General features: G+C 64.0%; 11 protein-coding genes and 1 pseudogene. 7 read left to right on the top strand and 5 right to left on the bottom strand.

Features of this window, described 5'->3' with window-relative positions; translation table 11 throughout:
* Positions 1-20: 20 nt before the first annotated feature.
* Complete coding sequence (tsaE, locus tag AACW18_RS08705) at positions 21-494, bottom strand: tRNA (adenosine(37)-N6)-threonylcarbamoyltransferase complex ATPase subunit type 1 TsaE (RefSeq protein ID WP_042654252.1); 474 nt, start codon at positions 492-494, stop codon at positions 21-23.
* Positions 495-511: 17 nt separating this feature from the next.
* Positions 512-2,023, bottom strand: coding sequence for an NAD(P)H-hydrate dehydratase (locus AACW18_RS08700; RefSeq protein ID WP_218388401.1), 1,512 nt, complete (start codon positions 2,021-2,023; stop codon positions 512-514).
* 132 nt (positions 2,024-2,155) lie between these two features.
* Between AACW18_RS08700 and queG the strand changes: the two genes are divergently transcribed.
* From queG to AACW18_RS08660, 7 genes and pseudogenes are all read left to right on the top strand, one after another.
* Positions 2,156-3,283, top strand: a complete 1,128-nt coding sequence (gene queG, locus AACW18_RS08695) for a tRNA epoxyqueuosine(34) reductase QueG (protein WP_218388400.1) — start codon at positions 2,156-2,158, stop codon at positions 3,281-3,283.
* An 84-nt stretch (positions 3,284-3,367) separates the two neighbouring features.
* Entirely contained in the window at positions 3,368-4,108 is a 741-nt protein-coding gene (gene ppgK / locus AACW18_RS08690) for a polyphosphate--glucose phosphotransferase (protein WP_218388399.1), read from the top strand.
* A 601-nt stretch (positions 4,109-4,709) separates the two neighbouring features.
* On the top strand, positions 4,710-5,753 hold the full coding sequence (metN, locus tag AACW18_RS08685) for a methionine ABC transporter ATP-binding protein MetN (protein WP_042654256.1): 1,044 nt from the start codon (positions 4,710-4,712) through the stop codon (positions 5,751-5,753).
* Complete coding sequence (locus tag AACW18_RS08680) at positions 5,734-6,387, top strand: methionine ABC transporter permease (RefSeq protein ID WP_218291732.1); 654 nt, start codon at positions 5,734-5,736, stop codon at positions 6,385-6,387. Before metN ends, AACW18_RS08680 begins: the two co-directional genes overlap by 20 nt.
* Before the next feature lie 26 nt (positions 6,388-6,413).
* Positions 6,414-7,214, top strand: a complete 801-nt coding sequence (gene metQ, locus AACW18_RS08675) for a methionine ABC transporter substrate-binding lipoprotein MetQ (protein WP_033128759.1) — start codon at positions 6,414-6,416, stop codon at positions 7,212-7,214.
* Between the two features lie 96 nt (positions 7,215-7,310).
* Positions 7,311-7,811: a transcription/translation regulatory transformer protein RfaH gene (rfaH, locus tag AACW18_RS08670; protein WP_218291730.1), complete on the top strand. Its 501-nt coding sequence runs from the start codon at positions 7,311-7,313 to the stop codon at positions 7,809-7,811.
* 148 nt (positions 7,812-7,959) lie between these two features.
* A pseudogene (locus AACW18_RS08660) lies at positions 7,960-8,031 on the top strand (transcription/translation regulatory transformer protein RfaH); the annotation flags it as partial.
* A 140-nt stretch (positions 8,032-8,171) separates the two neighbouring features.
* Here AACW18_RS08660 and AACW18_RS08655 read toward each other — a convergent pair.
* Genes AACW18_RS08655 through AACW18_RS08645 form a run of 3 tightly spaced genes read right to left on the bottom strand, consistent with a single transcriptional unit; the run spans position 8,172 to position 15,656 of the window.
* The gene (locus tag AACW18_RS08655) at positions 8,172-10,145 is read right to left on the bottom strand and encodes a HAMP domain-containing methyl-accepting chemotaxis protein (RefSeq protein ID WP_218388398.1); all 1,974 of its coding nucleotides are present in this window, start codon (positions 10,143-10,145) and stop codon (positions 8,172-8,174) included.
* A 38-nt stretch (positions 10,146-10,183) separates the two neighbouring features.
* Positions 10,184-11,395 (bottom strand): EAL domain-containing response regulator, encoded by a 1,212-nt coding sequence (locus AACW18_RS08650; protein WP_218291728.1) that lies wholly within the window; start codon positions 11,393-11,395, stop codon positions 10,184-10,186.
* Positions 11,388-15,656 carry a transporter substrate-binding domain-containing protein gene (locus AACW18_RS08645; protein WP_218388397.1) on the bottom strand — a complete coding sequence of 1,423 codons (4,269 nt, stop codon included), beginning with the start codon at positions 15,654-15,656 and terminating at the stop codon, positions 11,388-11,390. The genes AACW18_RS08650 and AACW18_RS08645 overlap by 8 nt, the downstream gene beginning before the upstream one ends.
* Positions 15,657-15,684: the final 28 nt, after the last annotated feature.

The raw sequence follows: 15,684 nt of genomic DNA, 5'->3' as shown, positions 1-15,684 counted from the left end.
GGAGAGGACAATAACAAGGATCAAGCGCACTGAGATGACAACCGTTCCAGAATGGCTTCGCCGATAGCAGTGCGGGCCGCTATCAGGGCCTCACGCTGCTCGTGTACATACGTCAGGGTAATCTCCAGATCCGGGGACGGCAGCCAGCCCTCCCCTTTCTCCGGCCACTCGACCAGGCAGAGGGTATCGGCGCCGAAATAGTCCCGAATCCCCATGAACTCCAGCTCTTCCGGATCGGCCAGGCGATAGAGGTCGAAGTGGTAGACCTGCCAGCGGTCCAGCTCATAGGGTTCGACCAGGGTATAGGTTGGACTCTTAACCTTGCCTTGATGGCCGAGCCCCTGCACCCAACCGCGGGTCAGGGTGGTCTTGCCGGCCCCCAGAGAGCCGTGCAGAAATACCGTGGTCGCCTGCTGGCACGCCTGTGCCAAACGGCCACCCAGTGCCACTGTTGCTGCCTCATCCGGCAGTGTCATCATCAACGTTTTTGCCATGTTCTTCTTGTTACTTGTTACTGTGTCGGATTGACCAGACGGCGGATCCAGGGCAGCAGATCCGATGCCAGCATGCCCCTCTCCCCCTCGGCGGCAGCCAGATCGGCCGCCTCGCCGTGGATCACGGCCCCCAGCCGGGTTGCCATGCTGGCAGACCAGCCCTGTGCCAGGAGGGCGGCGATTATACCAGATAACAGGTCGCCCATGCCGCCACTGGCCATGCCGGGGTTGCCTTCATCGCAGAGGCTGATGCGCTGGCCATCGCAGATGAGCGAGCCCGCCCCCTTGAGCAGCACGACGCCGCCGTATCGCCGCTGCAGCCGCGCGACGGCGGCGAAGCGATCCGTCTCGATCTCGGCTATGGTGCAGCCCAGCAGGCGGGCCGCCTCCCCGGGGTGGGGCGTGAGCACCCAATTATCCTGATGACGGGGCCCCTGCGCCAGCCAATTCAATCCATCGGCGTCCAATACCAACGCCCCGTCGGCCCTGACCAGCCGCTCGTACTGGGCGCGTCCCCACTCGTCCTGACCGAGCCCGGGCCCCACCACCTTCACCTCGGCCCAGTCATCGTCGATCCCGGCTTGCCCGCTCATCAGCTCGGGCTGCACCAGGCTGACGGCGCCATGGCTCGGGTGCTGGCACAGCCGCACCAGACCGGCCCCCGCCCGCAGGCAGGCCAGCCCCGCCAGCAGTATGGCCCCCTGCATGCCCAGGTTGCCCCCCACCAGCAGGACCCTGCCGTTGCGGCCCTTGTGCGCCGAGCGTGGGCGCGGGGTCAGCAGGGACTTGAGGGCGGGGTAATCGATCCGCTCGGCGGCGGGGACAAGGTCGGCGTCCGGCGTCACCCCGAGGCTGTCGCAGTCGAGCTGGCCGACGCCGTCCACCCCGTCGGCGGTCAGCATGCCCTGCTTGATGCCGATGAAGCTGAGGGTGCGAGTGGCGCGCACCAGGGCGCCCATGGCGCCCATGGCGCGACCGGTGTCGGCGTTGAGCCCGGAGGGCAGGTCCACCGCCAGTACGGGGGCATTCAAGCCATTGATTGTTGCGACGATCTTTGTCATGGAAGGGGAGAGGGGGATATGGACACCGGTGCCGAGCAGTGCATCTATCACCAGATCCGGTGGCGTCAGCGACGAGAGTTCGAGCTCGTCGACCAGCTGCACGCTGCCCCCAGCGGTCAGCCACTCATCGGCGGCCCGCCTGGCATCCCCCGTCAGCAGGGCGGGGGCCCGCGCGGCGATCACCAGGGGCTCGAGACCGATCCGTCTGGCGAGGCGCGCCAGCACATAGCCGTCGCCGCCATTGTTGCCGGGGCCGACGAAGATCCACCAGTTGCCGCACTGGGGCCAGTGGTGGCCGGCGTAGCAGAGCAGGGCCGCGCCGGCCCGCGTCATCAGCTCATAGGTGTCACACCCTTCGCGCCGGGCCCAGCGCTGTTCCAGCGTGCGGATCTGTTCGGCCCGCCACAGCGGCTGTGCTAAACTGGTGCCTTCTTTCCCGCTGATAGCATCCTCGATAACCTGTACCATGACGGCTCCCGACCTTCATCCTCTAGTGGCCCGGCTCCCCGCCTGGCGTATGACCCGGCATGACGACGCCCGGCCCTTGCCACATTATCGCCCACATATGCAGACCCTCCGCCTGCAGGCAGATGAAGCAGCATGACGGCCACCGAACTTCAGCAACTGGCCCAAGATATCAAGCTCTGGGCACGCGAGCTAGGATTTGACCAGGTCGGCATCACCGACACGGATCTCGCCATCGAAGAGCCCAGATTGCAGGCCTGGCTGGACGCCGGCTATCACGGCAGCATGGACTACATGGCCCGTCACGGCATGATGCGGGCCAGGCCCCATGAGCTGCTGCCCGGCACCCTGCGGGTGCTGTCGGTGCGGATGAACTATCTCCCCTTCGAGGCGGGCTTTGCCGCCACCCTGCGCGATCCCACCCTGGGCTACATCAGCCGCTATGCACTCGGCCGAGACTATCACAAGGTGCTGCGCAACCGGCTCAAGCAGCTGGGGGAGCGCATCGAGCAGCGCTGCGAGACGCTAGGCTGGCGTCCCTTCGTCGACTCGGCCCCGGTGCTGGAGCGCCCTCTTGCGGCCAAGGCGGGGCTCGGCTGGGTGGGCAAGCATTCGCTGCTGCTCAACGAAGCGGCCGGCTCCTTCTTCTTCCTCGGGGAGTTGCTGGTCGATCTGCCACTGCCGATGGACGCCCCGGTGGAGAAAGAACAGTGCGGCAAGTGCGTGGCCTGCATCAACATCTGCCCCACCGGCGCCATCGTCGCGCCCTATGTGGTGGATGGCCGGCGCTGCATCTCCTACCTCACCATTGAGAGCGACGAGCCCATTCCGCTGGAGCTGCGCCCCCTGCTGGGCAATCGCATCTATGGCTGCGACGACTGCCAGCTGATCTGCCCCTGGAATCGCTATGCTGATGTGAGCCTGGAGCCCGACTTCAACCCTCGCCCCAATCTGCACCGCCCGCCCCTGCTCGATCTCTGGCAGTGGTCGGAGGCCGAGTTCTTGAAGCACACCGAGGGCAGCCCCATCCGCCGCATCGGTTATCAACGCTGGCGCCGCAACCTGGCGGTGGCGCTCGGCAACGGCCCGGCCACCAAAGCGGTGAGCGACGCCCTGCAACAAGCGCTCGGCACGGCCGAGCCCATGGTGGCCGAACACATCGAGTGGGCGCTGGCGACCCTGGCCCAACGCCAGCAGGATGACAGCAAAAAGACTCGCTTGTTGATCCGCTGCATCGAAAAAGGTCTGCCGGATCACGCCTAAGTGATCTGCCCCTTGCCGGATGCGGGTCATTTTTTCATGCTCTGCCGACGTTTGACCCTCGGCACACTAAAAAGGAACACTCTGATGCAGATGTTGGGAGTAGATATAGGGGGATCCGGGATCAAGGGCTGCCTGGTCGATACCGAGACGGGCATGCTCATCGGTGAACGTTACCGCCTGGCCACCCCGCAACCGGCTACCCCGGCCGCCATCGCCCACACCCTCAAGGCGCTGGTCGAACACTTCGAATGGAAGGGGCCTGTGGGTTGCGGCTTCCCCGCCATCATTCACAACGGTATCGCCAAGAGTGCCGCCAACATCGACAAGAGCTGGGTCGAGACCGATGCCGCCCACCTGTTTGCGGATGTGACCGGTCTGCCCTGCCACGTGCTCAACGATGCCGATGCGGCGGGCCTTGCCGAGATGCGCTTCGGCACCGGCCGGGATCGCAAGGGAGTCATCATCCTCATCACCGTCGGCACCGGCATCGGTACCGCCGTGTTCGTCAACGGCCAGCTGCTGCCGAATACCGAGCTGGGCCACCTGATGCTGGAGGGCATGGTTGCCGAGCACTACTGCTCGGACGCCGCCCGCAAGCGGGAAGATCTCTCCTGGAGCCGCTGGGGCAAGCGTTTCAACAAGTATCTGGCCAGACTGGAGTTCCTGTTCTCCCCCGACCTCTTCATCCTGGGGGGCGGCAGCGCCGCCAAGCTCGACAAGTTCATCGACAGGATCGAGACCCGGGCCCCGCTGGTCGCCGCGGCCAGCCTCAATCAGGCCGGCATCATAGGGGCGGCGCTCCATGCCGTGGAGCAAGGGGGCTGAGTCTACTTCCCCTTATAGTGATCCACTTCCTATAGATGACAGAGGCCCGGCATATGCCGGGCCTCTGTCATTGGGCGGCGGGCGATCAGCGGGGCGCCACCCCAAACCGGCCTGCTCACCCGTTCTCACTGCTTCCGAGCCAGGATGCCGATAGCTCGCCACGCCTCCCCAAGGCCCCGCCCCTGCTGGCGTGACTGGTTATTTATTGTGCTTCATCAAGGGGATGGATCAAAAAAGAGCAGGGGACAAGCTGCCAGTATCTATGCGACCTTAAGCACGGGTGATGAAGACGGGGAGAGAGTCGGTTCTGGCGCTGGCTAACAAAACTGATATTTAACCTGCATTAACCAGCTTATATTCGGAAATTTAACCAATAATCGAAATTCAATATCGCCACCTGTGAAATCACCACTTTCCATAGTCATCCGGCGGGAATCCTTAGCATTTTTTTAGACGTCTAGACGTAGAAACATGCGTTGACACAGCCATCCGGACATCTTAGCATCATCCTCCATGATGGCAGAGCAACCCAGTGAAACCTCTGCCCAATTCACCCGCCTGTAGCGCCCTGTGCTTTAAGGCTGTTAGCACGGAAGAATCCATGATTAAGTTGATCGGTCTCAACAAAGTCTACGGTAAAGGCAGTGACGCCGTGCACGCCCTGCGTGACGTGAGCCTGCATGTGCCACAAGGCAAGATTTTCGGGGTGATCGGCGCCTCCGGTGCCGGCAAGAGCACCCTCATTCGTTGCGTCAACCTGCTGGAGCGCCCCACCCAGGGCCAGGTCTTTGTCGATGGCCAGGATCTGGCGGCCCTGCCCGAGCGGGATCTGACCCAGGCCCGCCGTCAGATCGGCATGATTTTCCAGCACTTCAACCTGCTCGCCTCCCGCACCGTGTTCGCCAACATCGCCTTCCCGCTGGAGCTGGCGGGCTGGAGCAAGGCGCAGATCCAGGCGAGGGTCGAGGAGCTGCTCGCCCTGGTCGGGCTGGAGGCCCGCGCCCACGCCTATCCATCCGAGCTGTCCGGTGGTCAGAAGCAGCGCGTCGCCATCGCCCGCGCCCTGGCGCCGGCCCCCAAGGTGCTGCTCTGTGACGAGGCCACCTCGGCGCTCGATCCCCAGACCACCCGCTCCATCCTGAGCCTGCTCAAGGAGATCAACCTCAAGCTGGGGCTCACCATCTTGCTCATCACCCACGAGATGGACGTGGTGAAGGGGATCTGCGACGAGGTGGCCATCATCAGCGACGGCAGCCTGATCGAGCAGGGCGAGGTGGCCTGGTTCTTCAGCAATGCCAAGACCCAGCTGGCCCGTGACTTCATCCACTCCACCATCCATCTGGAGGTACCGCAGGAGTATCAGGACAGGATGAGCCCCGAGCGGGTGGCCAACAGCTATCCGCTGGTCAAGCTCGGCTTCACCGGCAGCACGGTCGATTCGCCGCTGATCTCCGAGGTGAGCCGCCGTTTCAACATCGATATCAGCATCCTGAGTGCCGACATCGAGTACGCCGGCGGGGTCAAGTTCGGCTTCCTGCTGGCCGAGCTGTTCGGGGACGAGGCCCAGTGCGAGGCCACCCAGCAGTTCTTCATCGACAACCATATTCAGCTGGAGGTAATGGGCTATGTCCGAAGCAATGATTAATCTGCTGTTCACGGCCCTCGGCGACACCCTGATCATGGTGTTTGCCTCCGCCCTGTTTGGCTGCCTGCTCGGGCTGCCGCTCGGCGTGGCACTGCACGTGACCAAGGCCGGCCAGATCCTGGCCAACCCGCTGCTGAACAAGACGCTCGGCATCATAGTCAACGTCGGCCGCTCTGTGCCCTTCATCATTCTGCTGGTCGCCATCATTCCGCTGACCCGGCTGATCGTCGGCACCAGCATCGGCACCATAGCCGCCATAGTGCCGCTGACCGTCGGTTGTATCCCCTTCATCGCCCGTCTGGTGGAAGGGGCGCTGATGGAGGTGCCGGACGGCCTGCTCGAGGCCGCCAAGGCCATGGGTGCCAAGCCCTTGCAAATCATCGCCAAGGTGCTGCTGCCCGAGGCCCTGCCCGGGATCCTCAACAGCATCATCATCACGCTCGTCACGCTCGTGAACTACTCCGCCATGGCCGGAGCCATCGGTGGTGGTGGTCTGGGGGATGTGGGTATTCGCTACGGTTACCAGCGCTTCGATCCAACCGTCATGCTGGTCACCGTGGTCATTCTGGTAGTGCTGGTTCAACTCATCCAGAGCGCGGGTGAGCGCCTGGTCAAACAATGTGATCATCGTTAATCGTCGATTTCTGACAGGAGGTTTTTATGAAATTGGGCATTAAATCCGCTGCGGCAGCGCTGCTGGCAACTCTGGTACTGGTCGGCTGCGGCCAGAAAGAAGAGAACAAGACCCTGAAGGTCGGCGCCATCGCCGGCCCCGAGACCGAGCTGGTCGAGACCGCGGCCAAGGTGGCAAAGGAGAAATACGGTCTGAACGTCGAGATCGTCACCTTCTCCGACTATGTCACCCCCAACGTGGCCCTGAACGATGGCAGCGTCGACGTCAACGCCTTCCAGCACAAACCCTATCTGGATGCGCAGATCCGTGATCGCGGCTTCAAGCTGGTGCCGGTTGGCAACACCTTCGTCTACCCGATCGCCGGTTACTCCAAGAAGATCAAGGCTCTGAGCGAGCTCAAGGACGGTGCCCAGATCGCGGTGCCGAACGATCCGACCAACCTGGGTCGCTCCCTGATCCTGCTGGAGAAGCAGGGCCTGCTGAAGCTGAAGGAAGGCGCCGGTCTGGAAGCGACCGTGCTGGACATCGCCAGCAACCCTCGCAACTTCAAGATCGTCGAGCTGGAAGCCGCTCAGCTGCCCCGCTCCCTGGAAGATGTTGATCTCTCCATCATCAACAACACCTTCGCCGGTCAGATTGGCCTGACCCCGACCGAGAACGGCTTGTTTGTCGAAGACAAGGAGTCCCCCTACGTCAACCTGATCGTCGCTCGTGAAAACAACAAGGACGAAGAGAAGGTCAAGCAGTTCGTCCAGTCCTTCCAGACCGACGAGGTCTACAAGAAAGGGACCGAACTGTTCAAGGGTGGTCTGGTGAAAGGTTGGTAATCACTCACTCTGCAAAAAAGGCCGCGCCAAGCGTGGCCTTTTTTTTTGCCCCCGTTATCATGGGCGTCAGCACGGTAACAAACACAAAACAGAACAATGAAAAAATGGTATCTGGCCTACTGCAAGCCCAAGGAAGAAGCCCGCGCCCGCGCCCATCTGGCAGCACAGGGCGTCGAATCCTATTACCCCATGGTGGAAATCGAGAAGCTGCGCCGCGGCAAGCGGGTACCGGTGCGTGAGCCCATGTTTCCCAACTACCTCTTCATCCACGTGGATCTCGACGAGGTCTCGCCCATCACCCTGAAGTCGACCCGCGGCATCAGCCGCATCGTTCATTTCGGCAAGGAGTGGACGGATGTCAGCAGCCAGCTGATCTATCGGCTGATGAGCCGTGACGACAGCGATGAGGCCAGGGCCAGCTATGCGCGCCTGCCGAGTCAGGGGGACAAGGTGCTTATCGAATCTGGCCCCCTTGCCGGGTTCGAGGCCATCTATCTGGAGCCGGATGGCGAGAAGCGGGCCATCCTGCTGGTCAGCCTGCTCAACCAGGAGACCAGCAGCAGCTTCGACAACCAGGCCTTCCGGCGTCTGGATTGACCCTCACCAACTGTCTGCGGCGAGAAGCGCCCCCATTCCTGCTGGTCAGCCTGCTCAATCAGGAGACCAGCAGCAGCTTCGACAACCAGGCCTTCCGGCGCCTGGACTGACCCTCCCCAGACGTCTGCGGCGAGAAGCGCCCCCATTCCTGCTGGTCAGCCTGCTGAATCAGGAAACCAGCAGCAGCTTCGACAACCAGGCCTTCCGGCGCCTGGACTGACCCTCCCCAGACGTCTGCGGCGAGAAGCGCCCCCATTCCTGCTGGTCAGCCTGCTCAATCAGGAGACCGGCAACAGCTTCGACAACCAAGCCTTTCGTCACCACTATCAAACAAGAGGCGGGCATTTGCCCGCCTCTGCCTTATCCCAGCTCGAACCGGCTGATGACCGAGGTCAGGCGCCCCGTCTCCCGGCTCAGCCTGGCGACTATCTCCTCCCCCTGCTGACTGCGCTCACTGGATTGGCGGCTGAGCCCGGCGATCTCCTCGACAGTCCCGGCCACCTCCTGTGCCACCCGCGACTGCTGCTCGGTGGCGGTGGCGATGGCCCCCAACTGGCCACAGAGATCCTGCACCAGCCGGGTCATGGTCTCGAGGGTCTCGGTCACCGACGCCACGGCGCCGTGCCCCTGCTCCACCAGCCGGGTGCCGCTGCCCACGGTGTCGGCGGTCTGCCGGGTCTGCTGCTGGATGCTGGCGATGGTCAGGTTGATCTCCGCCGTCGACTGGCTGGTGCGGCTGGCGAGCTGGCGCACCTCGTCCGCCACCACGGCAAAACCACGGCCCTGCTCCCCGGCGCGCGCCGCCTCTATGGCCGCGTTGAGCGCCAGCAGGTTGGTCTGCTCGGCGAGGGTGGCGATGACCTCGGTGACGCGTCCCACCTGCTCACTCTGGCGGCTCAGCTGCCCCATCGCCTGGTTGGCCTCGGCCATCATGGCCGCGATCTGCTGCATGGTGGTGGTCATGCGCGTTAGGGCGTCGCCCCCCTGGCGGGCCTGTCGCTCGGTCTGGCGAGCCGCCTCGGCCGCCTCGGCAATGTTGCCCGCCACGTCCCGGGTGCTGGCCGACATCTGCTCTATGGCCGCGGCGACCGTATCGACCCGCTGATTCTGGCTCGCCAGATCCCCCACTATGATGTTGCTGGTACGGCCCACCTCGTCACAGGCGCCTTCCACCTGACCCACGGCACCCTGGATCTCCCCCACCAGCTGACGCAGCTGGCCCGACATCCGGTTGATGGAGCCGGTCAAGCCACCCAGCTCGTCTCGCCGCAATACCGGCAGGGGCTCGGCCGGCAGCCGGCCATCCGCCACCAGACCGGCACGGGCCACCAGGCTGGCGATATCCCGGGTCAGGCGGCGGCTGAACAGCAGGGCCACCAGGGTACCGAGCGATATGGTGCTGAGGGTGGTCAGCAGCAGGCTGTGATGGATGGTCTGGCCGGCGGCGGCCATCTGACCGGCGATCTTGTCGACCTCTGCCCGGGTGTGGGTCACCTGGGACGCCAGCTGGCCGGCGAGCCTGTCCAGAGCCGGCTCGACGTCGGTGGCCATCAGGTGATTGGCCTGATCCCAGTCGGGCGCCTGCCGCCTGGCGATCACCTGGCCAACCAGCTCGGCGAAGGGCGCCGACATCTGCTCGAACAGGGCCCAGAGCCCCTGCTCGGCCTCGGTGAACTGACCCTGCTGCTGTTTCAGCTCGGCCACCCGCTGCAGATGGAATTGGTAGTAATCCTGATACTTGGCCTGATACTCCTTGTCCCCGGAGATGAGGAAGTCCCGCAGGGCGGAGAGGGCGTTGGCGAGGCCGTTGTAGGCATCGCCCACCTGCTTGAGCAGCAGGCGCCTATCGCCGGGCAACTGCGCCTGTGGCGTCGCCACCTCTTCATTGGCGAAGGACTGCAGCTGATCGAGTGCCGCCTCGGCCAGGGGACCCGCCTCCAGCAGCATCAGGCTATGGGCCGGCAGGTTCTCCTCGGTGTGAGCCAGGGCCCACACCTTCTCCTGCTTGCCCTTGAACGCCTTGAGGGCCCGGGTCAGGGCGGGGGTAAACGCCTGCCGCTCGATGGCCTGCCAGGCGCCGTCCCACTCCAGTTTGAGGCGCTGGGCCTGGGCCGGATCCTTGCCGAGGATGAGGTAGGCCCGCAGGGAGGAGACTGTGGCGATCAGCGCCTTCTGGCTCGCCTCATCCCGTTGCAGGGCGGGCAGGGCCTGGTCCAGCAAGGCCGATTGCGACTGCTGGATCCGGCCCAGCTGGTGGTACACCAGGGCGGAGGAGAGAATGATGAGCAGATTGATAAAACAAAAGCTAAACAACAACTTGCTTGAAATTTTCATGAACGTCCTTGTTCGACTGCGGGCATCCTGCCCCGAGTTCAGCTCTTGATCAGCGCGGGTAATCGATCCAGCCAGGAGCGATGCCACTCCAGCAACTCATCCCGCGGCATGGGGCGGGCGGAGAAGAAGCCCTGGCACTGATCGCAGCCCAGTCTGGCCAGCAACTGCCAGGTGGGCTCATCCTCGACCCCCTCGGCCACCGACTTGAGCCCCAGCTTGCGGGCCAGCTCTATGCTCGACTCTATGATGGCGAGCCGGGAGGGATCCTCATAGCAGCGATCGACGAAGGATCGATCCAGCTTCAGCTCGGTGAAGGGCAGCAGCGCCAGCTGCTGCATGGAGGAGTAACCTGTGCCGAAGTCATCGATGGAGAGCCCGAAGCCGTGCATGCGCAGCCGCGTCAGCACCTCCAGCGACTTGCCGAGATCCTTGACGAAGGCGCTCTCGGTCACCTCCAGAGTGATGAGCTCAGGGTTGATGCTCCAGCGCTGGCAATGGTTGAGCAGGGTGTTGCAGAGATCCCCCTCGATCAGCGAGGTGGTGGAGAGGTTCATCGACAGGTTGAGGGAGAGCCCGGTCTGTTCCCACAGGTGTCCATCGCGCAGGGACTTGTTGATGATCACCTCGGTCAGCTGATCGATCAGTCCATGACGCTCCGCCAGAGGGATGAAGTGCACCGGTGAGACCAGGCCATACTCGGGGTGCTGCCAGCGGGCGAGCGCCTCCATGCCGATCCACTGGCCGGTGCCAAAGCTCACCTTGGGCTGATACCAGGGCAGCAGCTGATCCTGCTCCAGGGCGGCGCTGAGATCGTCCTGGGTCAGGCTGTGGCCGTCCTCCTCCTGGGTCCGCTCCTGCTGGGGCCGCCAGGCACCGATCAGCTGACTGATCTGCTGCGGGTCGGCGGGCTTGTCGATGCGCCCCAGCACCTGCAGGCCATAGGCCGTGCTCATGCGCAGCACGGCGTCGACCACATCGTCTTCCAGCGCACTGCACAGGATGACGCCACCCCTGAAGCCTCCCAGCGAGAGCCGGCGCAGCAGGGCCATGCCGTCCATGCCGGGCATGCGCAGATCGCAAAACAAGATGTCGACCTGGTGGTGCTGACACAGCTCCAGCGCCGCCTCGCCATCCTGTGCCTCCAGCAGCTGGCCGTAGCCGAGTCTGCTGATCTGGTGCATCAGGGCCTTGCGCTGGAAGTTGTGATCCTCCACCACCATGATCACCAACTCATGCTGCTTGTTATTCATCGAGCCATAGTCCAATTTCGCATGCAATAGCATCCATCAATACCTGTACTGTCTGACTCAACTCATCGAGCCTGTCCAGCTGTTTCAATCTGGCCGCAGCCTCCAGCTGAGCCGCCTCCGTCGCCAGGGCCGTCTGCCCGACCATGCGGGCCGCCCCCTTGATGCGGTGTGCCGTCTCCACCAGCGCCTGGGTATCCTGACACGCCAGCGCTCGCACCATCTCCTCGCTATCCTGGCGATTGGAGTCCAGATACTCCTGCGCCATGCTGCGGGCCAGCGCCTCATCACCGAACAGGGAGATCCAGCTCAGCGCCTGCTCCTGGGTCGAAGCCTGAACGCGGGGCTGCGGCTCGCTCGGTGCACTGGCGACCGGCAACCAGCGCTGCAGCGTCTGGCGCAAGGTCTCCAGTCTGTAGGGTTTGAACAGCATATCGTTCATCCCCGCCGCCTGCATCTGCCGGCTGGCCTCCTCCGAGGTGTCGGCCGTGACGCCGATGATGGGCGCCGGATCCCCCGCCGCCCGCAGGGTCCTGGTCAGGCTGTAGCCATCCATCACCGGCATGTGGCAATCGGTCAGCAGCAGGGCGAAGCCTCGCCCTTGCCAGGCGCGCAGCGCCTTCTCGCCATCATCGACCAGCTCGGCATCGATGCCGAGAATGGCGAGCTGGCGGGCCAGCAGCGCACGGTTGATGGGGTGATCATCGGCGACCAGGACACGGCCCTGCAACTTGTCTACCAGGAATTGCCCCGGCTGAGTGGCCCGCTCCCCCGCCAGCTGGCGGCAGGTTTCCAGCAGCAGATCGGGATAGAGCGGCGACTGACCCAGCCGCCACCAGGCATCGCTGCCCATACGTCCGCGCAGCGCCTCCTGGGGGGAGAGCACTATGCCCTTGAGCGCGGATTGCTGCAAATGCTGCTGCCAGTCCGTGCCCAGCGCCCGCTCCAGCAGGCGCTCCTCCGCCAGCAGGCGACCGCTCAGCGGTTGCCGCCACTGATGCGGCTCCAGCCGATGCAGCCGGGCGCCCAGCTGCTCCATGGTCGCCCGCAGCGCGGCATCCTCCCCCAGCCACCACCAATCCTGATCGACCAGCGGCGGGGCATCCCACTGACACTCGGTCAGCGGGATCTTGAAAGTCACGCAGGTCCCGGTGCCGGGCTTGCTCTCCAGCGCCAGGCTGCCCCCCATCTTGTGGATCAACTGCTGGCAGATGGCGAGCCCGAGCCCGGTCCCGCCGAAGCGCCGGGTGATGTCGGATTCGACCTGCTTGAAGGGGGTGAACAGGTTCACCTGCTTGTCATCGGCGATGCCGATCCCGGTATCTCGCACGGCAAACAGCAGCTGGTTCGCCTGATAGCCGACCCGGATGGCGATCTCGCCCCACTCGGTAAATTTCACCGCGTTGTTGAGCAGGTTGGAGATCACCTGCCCCACCCGGATCGCGTCCATGCTGGCCTGATCCGGCACCTCGGCGGCCCACTCCAGCGTCACTTTGAGCCCCTTGCCATAGGCCAGGGTGGCGTGGCCGCGGATGACATCGCAGATGACCGAGGTGAGTCGGCAGACGTGGTAATGCAGCTGCAGCTGGCCCGCCTCTATCTTGGAGAAGTCCAGAATATCGTTGACCAGATAGAGCAGGTTGTTGGTCGAGGTCGCGATGTTGCGCAGCATGTAGCGCTGATCGTCGTTGAGGTCGCTCATCTGCAACAGCTCCAGCATGCCGTGCATGCCGGAGATGGGGGTGCGCAACTCGTGGCTCATGGTGGCGAGGAAGCGACTGCGCGCCTGCATCGCCTGCTCCGCATAGGCGCGCGCCTCCCTGAGCTCGTGTTCCTGCTGCTTGAGGGCCGTGATGTCGTGGATGACGCCGTTGAGGATCAGGTTGCCCTCCTCCTGGCGCACGAAGCTGCCGCGCACCTGCAGGTAGCGCAGCCCCTCTGCTCGCTCGACCTTGACCTCCAGATCGAGGGGAGCCAGGGTCTCGGCGTGATTGGCCACCTTGCTGACGAAATCCTGCAGCGCCGCCTCGGTAAAGCCGAACACCTCGCCGCCCGACTCCACCGACAGCAGCCCCTCCCCGCTGCTGCCCAGGATCTCCCTCGCCCCCTGGGACACATAGAGGAAGCGCCCCTGGCCCGGCCCCTGCCACAGATACTGATAGACGATGCCAGGCATGCTGTCGGTGATCTGGGTGAGGCGGGTCTCCGCCTGGCGGGCCCGCGCCTCGGCCTCCTTGATCCGGGTCACATCGGTCAGCACCGTCAGGACCCCCAGCTGCTCGCCGCTCTGCGCGCGATAGGGCTGTTTGGCATAGATGACGTGGAACGCGGTGCCATCATGGCGCCGGCTGTAACCCGCCCCCTCCATCGCCTGGCCGCTCAGCCACACCTCCTGCTCCTCCCTCAGCACCTTCTCCCGCTCCAGGGATGGCAGGTTGTCCAGGTGATAGAGGCCGCCATCGCTGCGCTCGCTGATGAAGGCATCGCGATAGGCCCGATTGCACAGGGTGATGCGCAGGTATTTGTCACGCAGCACCACCATGTTGGGCAGCGAGTCGAGCAGGGTCTGCACGAAGGTGAGCTGCTCGTTCAGCTGCTGCTCGGCCAGCTGGCGCTGCACTATCTGGCGGCGCAGGGTCCGGTTCCAGCCCATGAACAGCAGCACGCAGAGCAGGAAGATGCCCGCTCCGAGGGAGGACCACATCAGCACTGTCCCCGGGTTGATGCCCGTCTGTATGGTCAGCGACAGCCACTTGTGTTCCAGCTTGGCCAGCTCTTCCGGCCGGATGGAGAGCAGCACCTTAGTCAGGATCTGCTGCAACATGGGATCCTGCTGACGCACCGCCATGGCGATGGGTACCCTCAGCTCGTTGCCGGAGAAGACCACCTGATAGCGATCGCTGAAGCCCTTTTGCAGCGCCTGCTCCAGGGTGGTCATGCTCATCAGCACATAGTCCACCTGGCGGCTGTCGAGCAGCGGGAGCAGTCCCGCATCGCTGCTGGCCATCACCGGGATGGCGCCGACCTCGGCCAGCAGCCGCGTCTCGACCGAGCCATCGACCATGCCCACCTTGTGCCCCCTCAGCTCCGCCGCGCTGGACAGCTCCGCCATCCCTTGCCGGGCCGCGATCACCCTGTGTATGAAGGCGTAATCCGGGGTGAACAGCAAGGATTGACGGCGATCCTCGGTCGAGGTCATCGCCGGGACGAAGTCCAGCTTGCGCGCCTTGAACAGGGCCTGGGTCTCGGCCCAGCTCTGGGTCGGCACCAGGGTGAATTGGAGACCGGTGCGCGCACTCAGCAGTTTCAACAGGTCGGCGATGAAGCCGTGCAGCTGGCCACGGCTGTCGATCTCACTCACCGCAGGCCAGTCGGGGGCCACGCCATAGCTCAGGGTGGGGTGTTGCGCCAGCCAGTTCAGCTCGCTCTGGTTGAAGACGATCTGGCGTGGACCATGGGCCAGTTCATAGTCGACTATGCCCCCCGTCTCCAGAATGCGGCGCCGTTCATCGATAGGAATGTCGTTGAGCGCCGCCTCCAGCAAGCCCTGCAACGCCTTGTTCTTGGGGCCGACCGCGATGGCCAGCGAGGTGTCCTGCACCCAGTCCGGGGTCGACACCGTCAGGTTCGCCTGTTGCTGCAGCCGCTGCAGCCGTATCAGAGATGGCAGATCCCCCAGATAGGCATCCGCCAGCCCCTTCTTGACCATGAAGACCGCCTCATCACTGCTGTCGGCCTCGACCATGTCGTTGATGCCCAACAAGGCCAGCTCTTCGCAGGAGCTGAAGCCGAACTCGCACACCCAGCGCAGCTCCCGCGCCTCCTCCAGGGTGGGCTCCTCTTTCGACTTGGCCAGCAGGACGGCCCGCGGCAGCACCATGAGATCCGAGGTAAACAGCATCTGCTCCAGCCTGGTCTGGCTCGGAGTCACCCCGATCAGCATGTCGACCTCGTCATCCATCAAGGCTTGCTGGGCACCGGCATAGTAGGGATAGGTCTTGTAGCGCAGGGTCAGGTGCAACTTGTTCGCCAGCAGGGTGGCAAAATCGTCAAGCGGGCCGCTGAAGCCACCCCGGCTATTGGTATAGACATAGGGGGGCCAGGCCACGGAAGGCATGCCGACCACCAGCTCGTTGTGCGACGAGAGCCACAGCCGTTCCGACACCCCCAATCTGTTCTTATCCAGATGCGTATCGGCGGCAACCCCCAGGCTCCAGCAGGCCAGCCAGCACAACAGAATGGAACGCAAACAACGACACAACATGGATGACTCCTGCACAGACCGGTGGGTG

Origin of the sequence: Aeromonas sp. sia0103, assembly GCF_963895295.1 — a bacterium.
Lineage (GTDB): Bacteria > Pseudomonadota > Gammaproteobacteria > Enterobacterales > Aeromonadaceae > Aeromonas > Aeromonas encheleia.
This window is presented reverse-complemented; position numbering and strand designations above follow the sequence as displayed.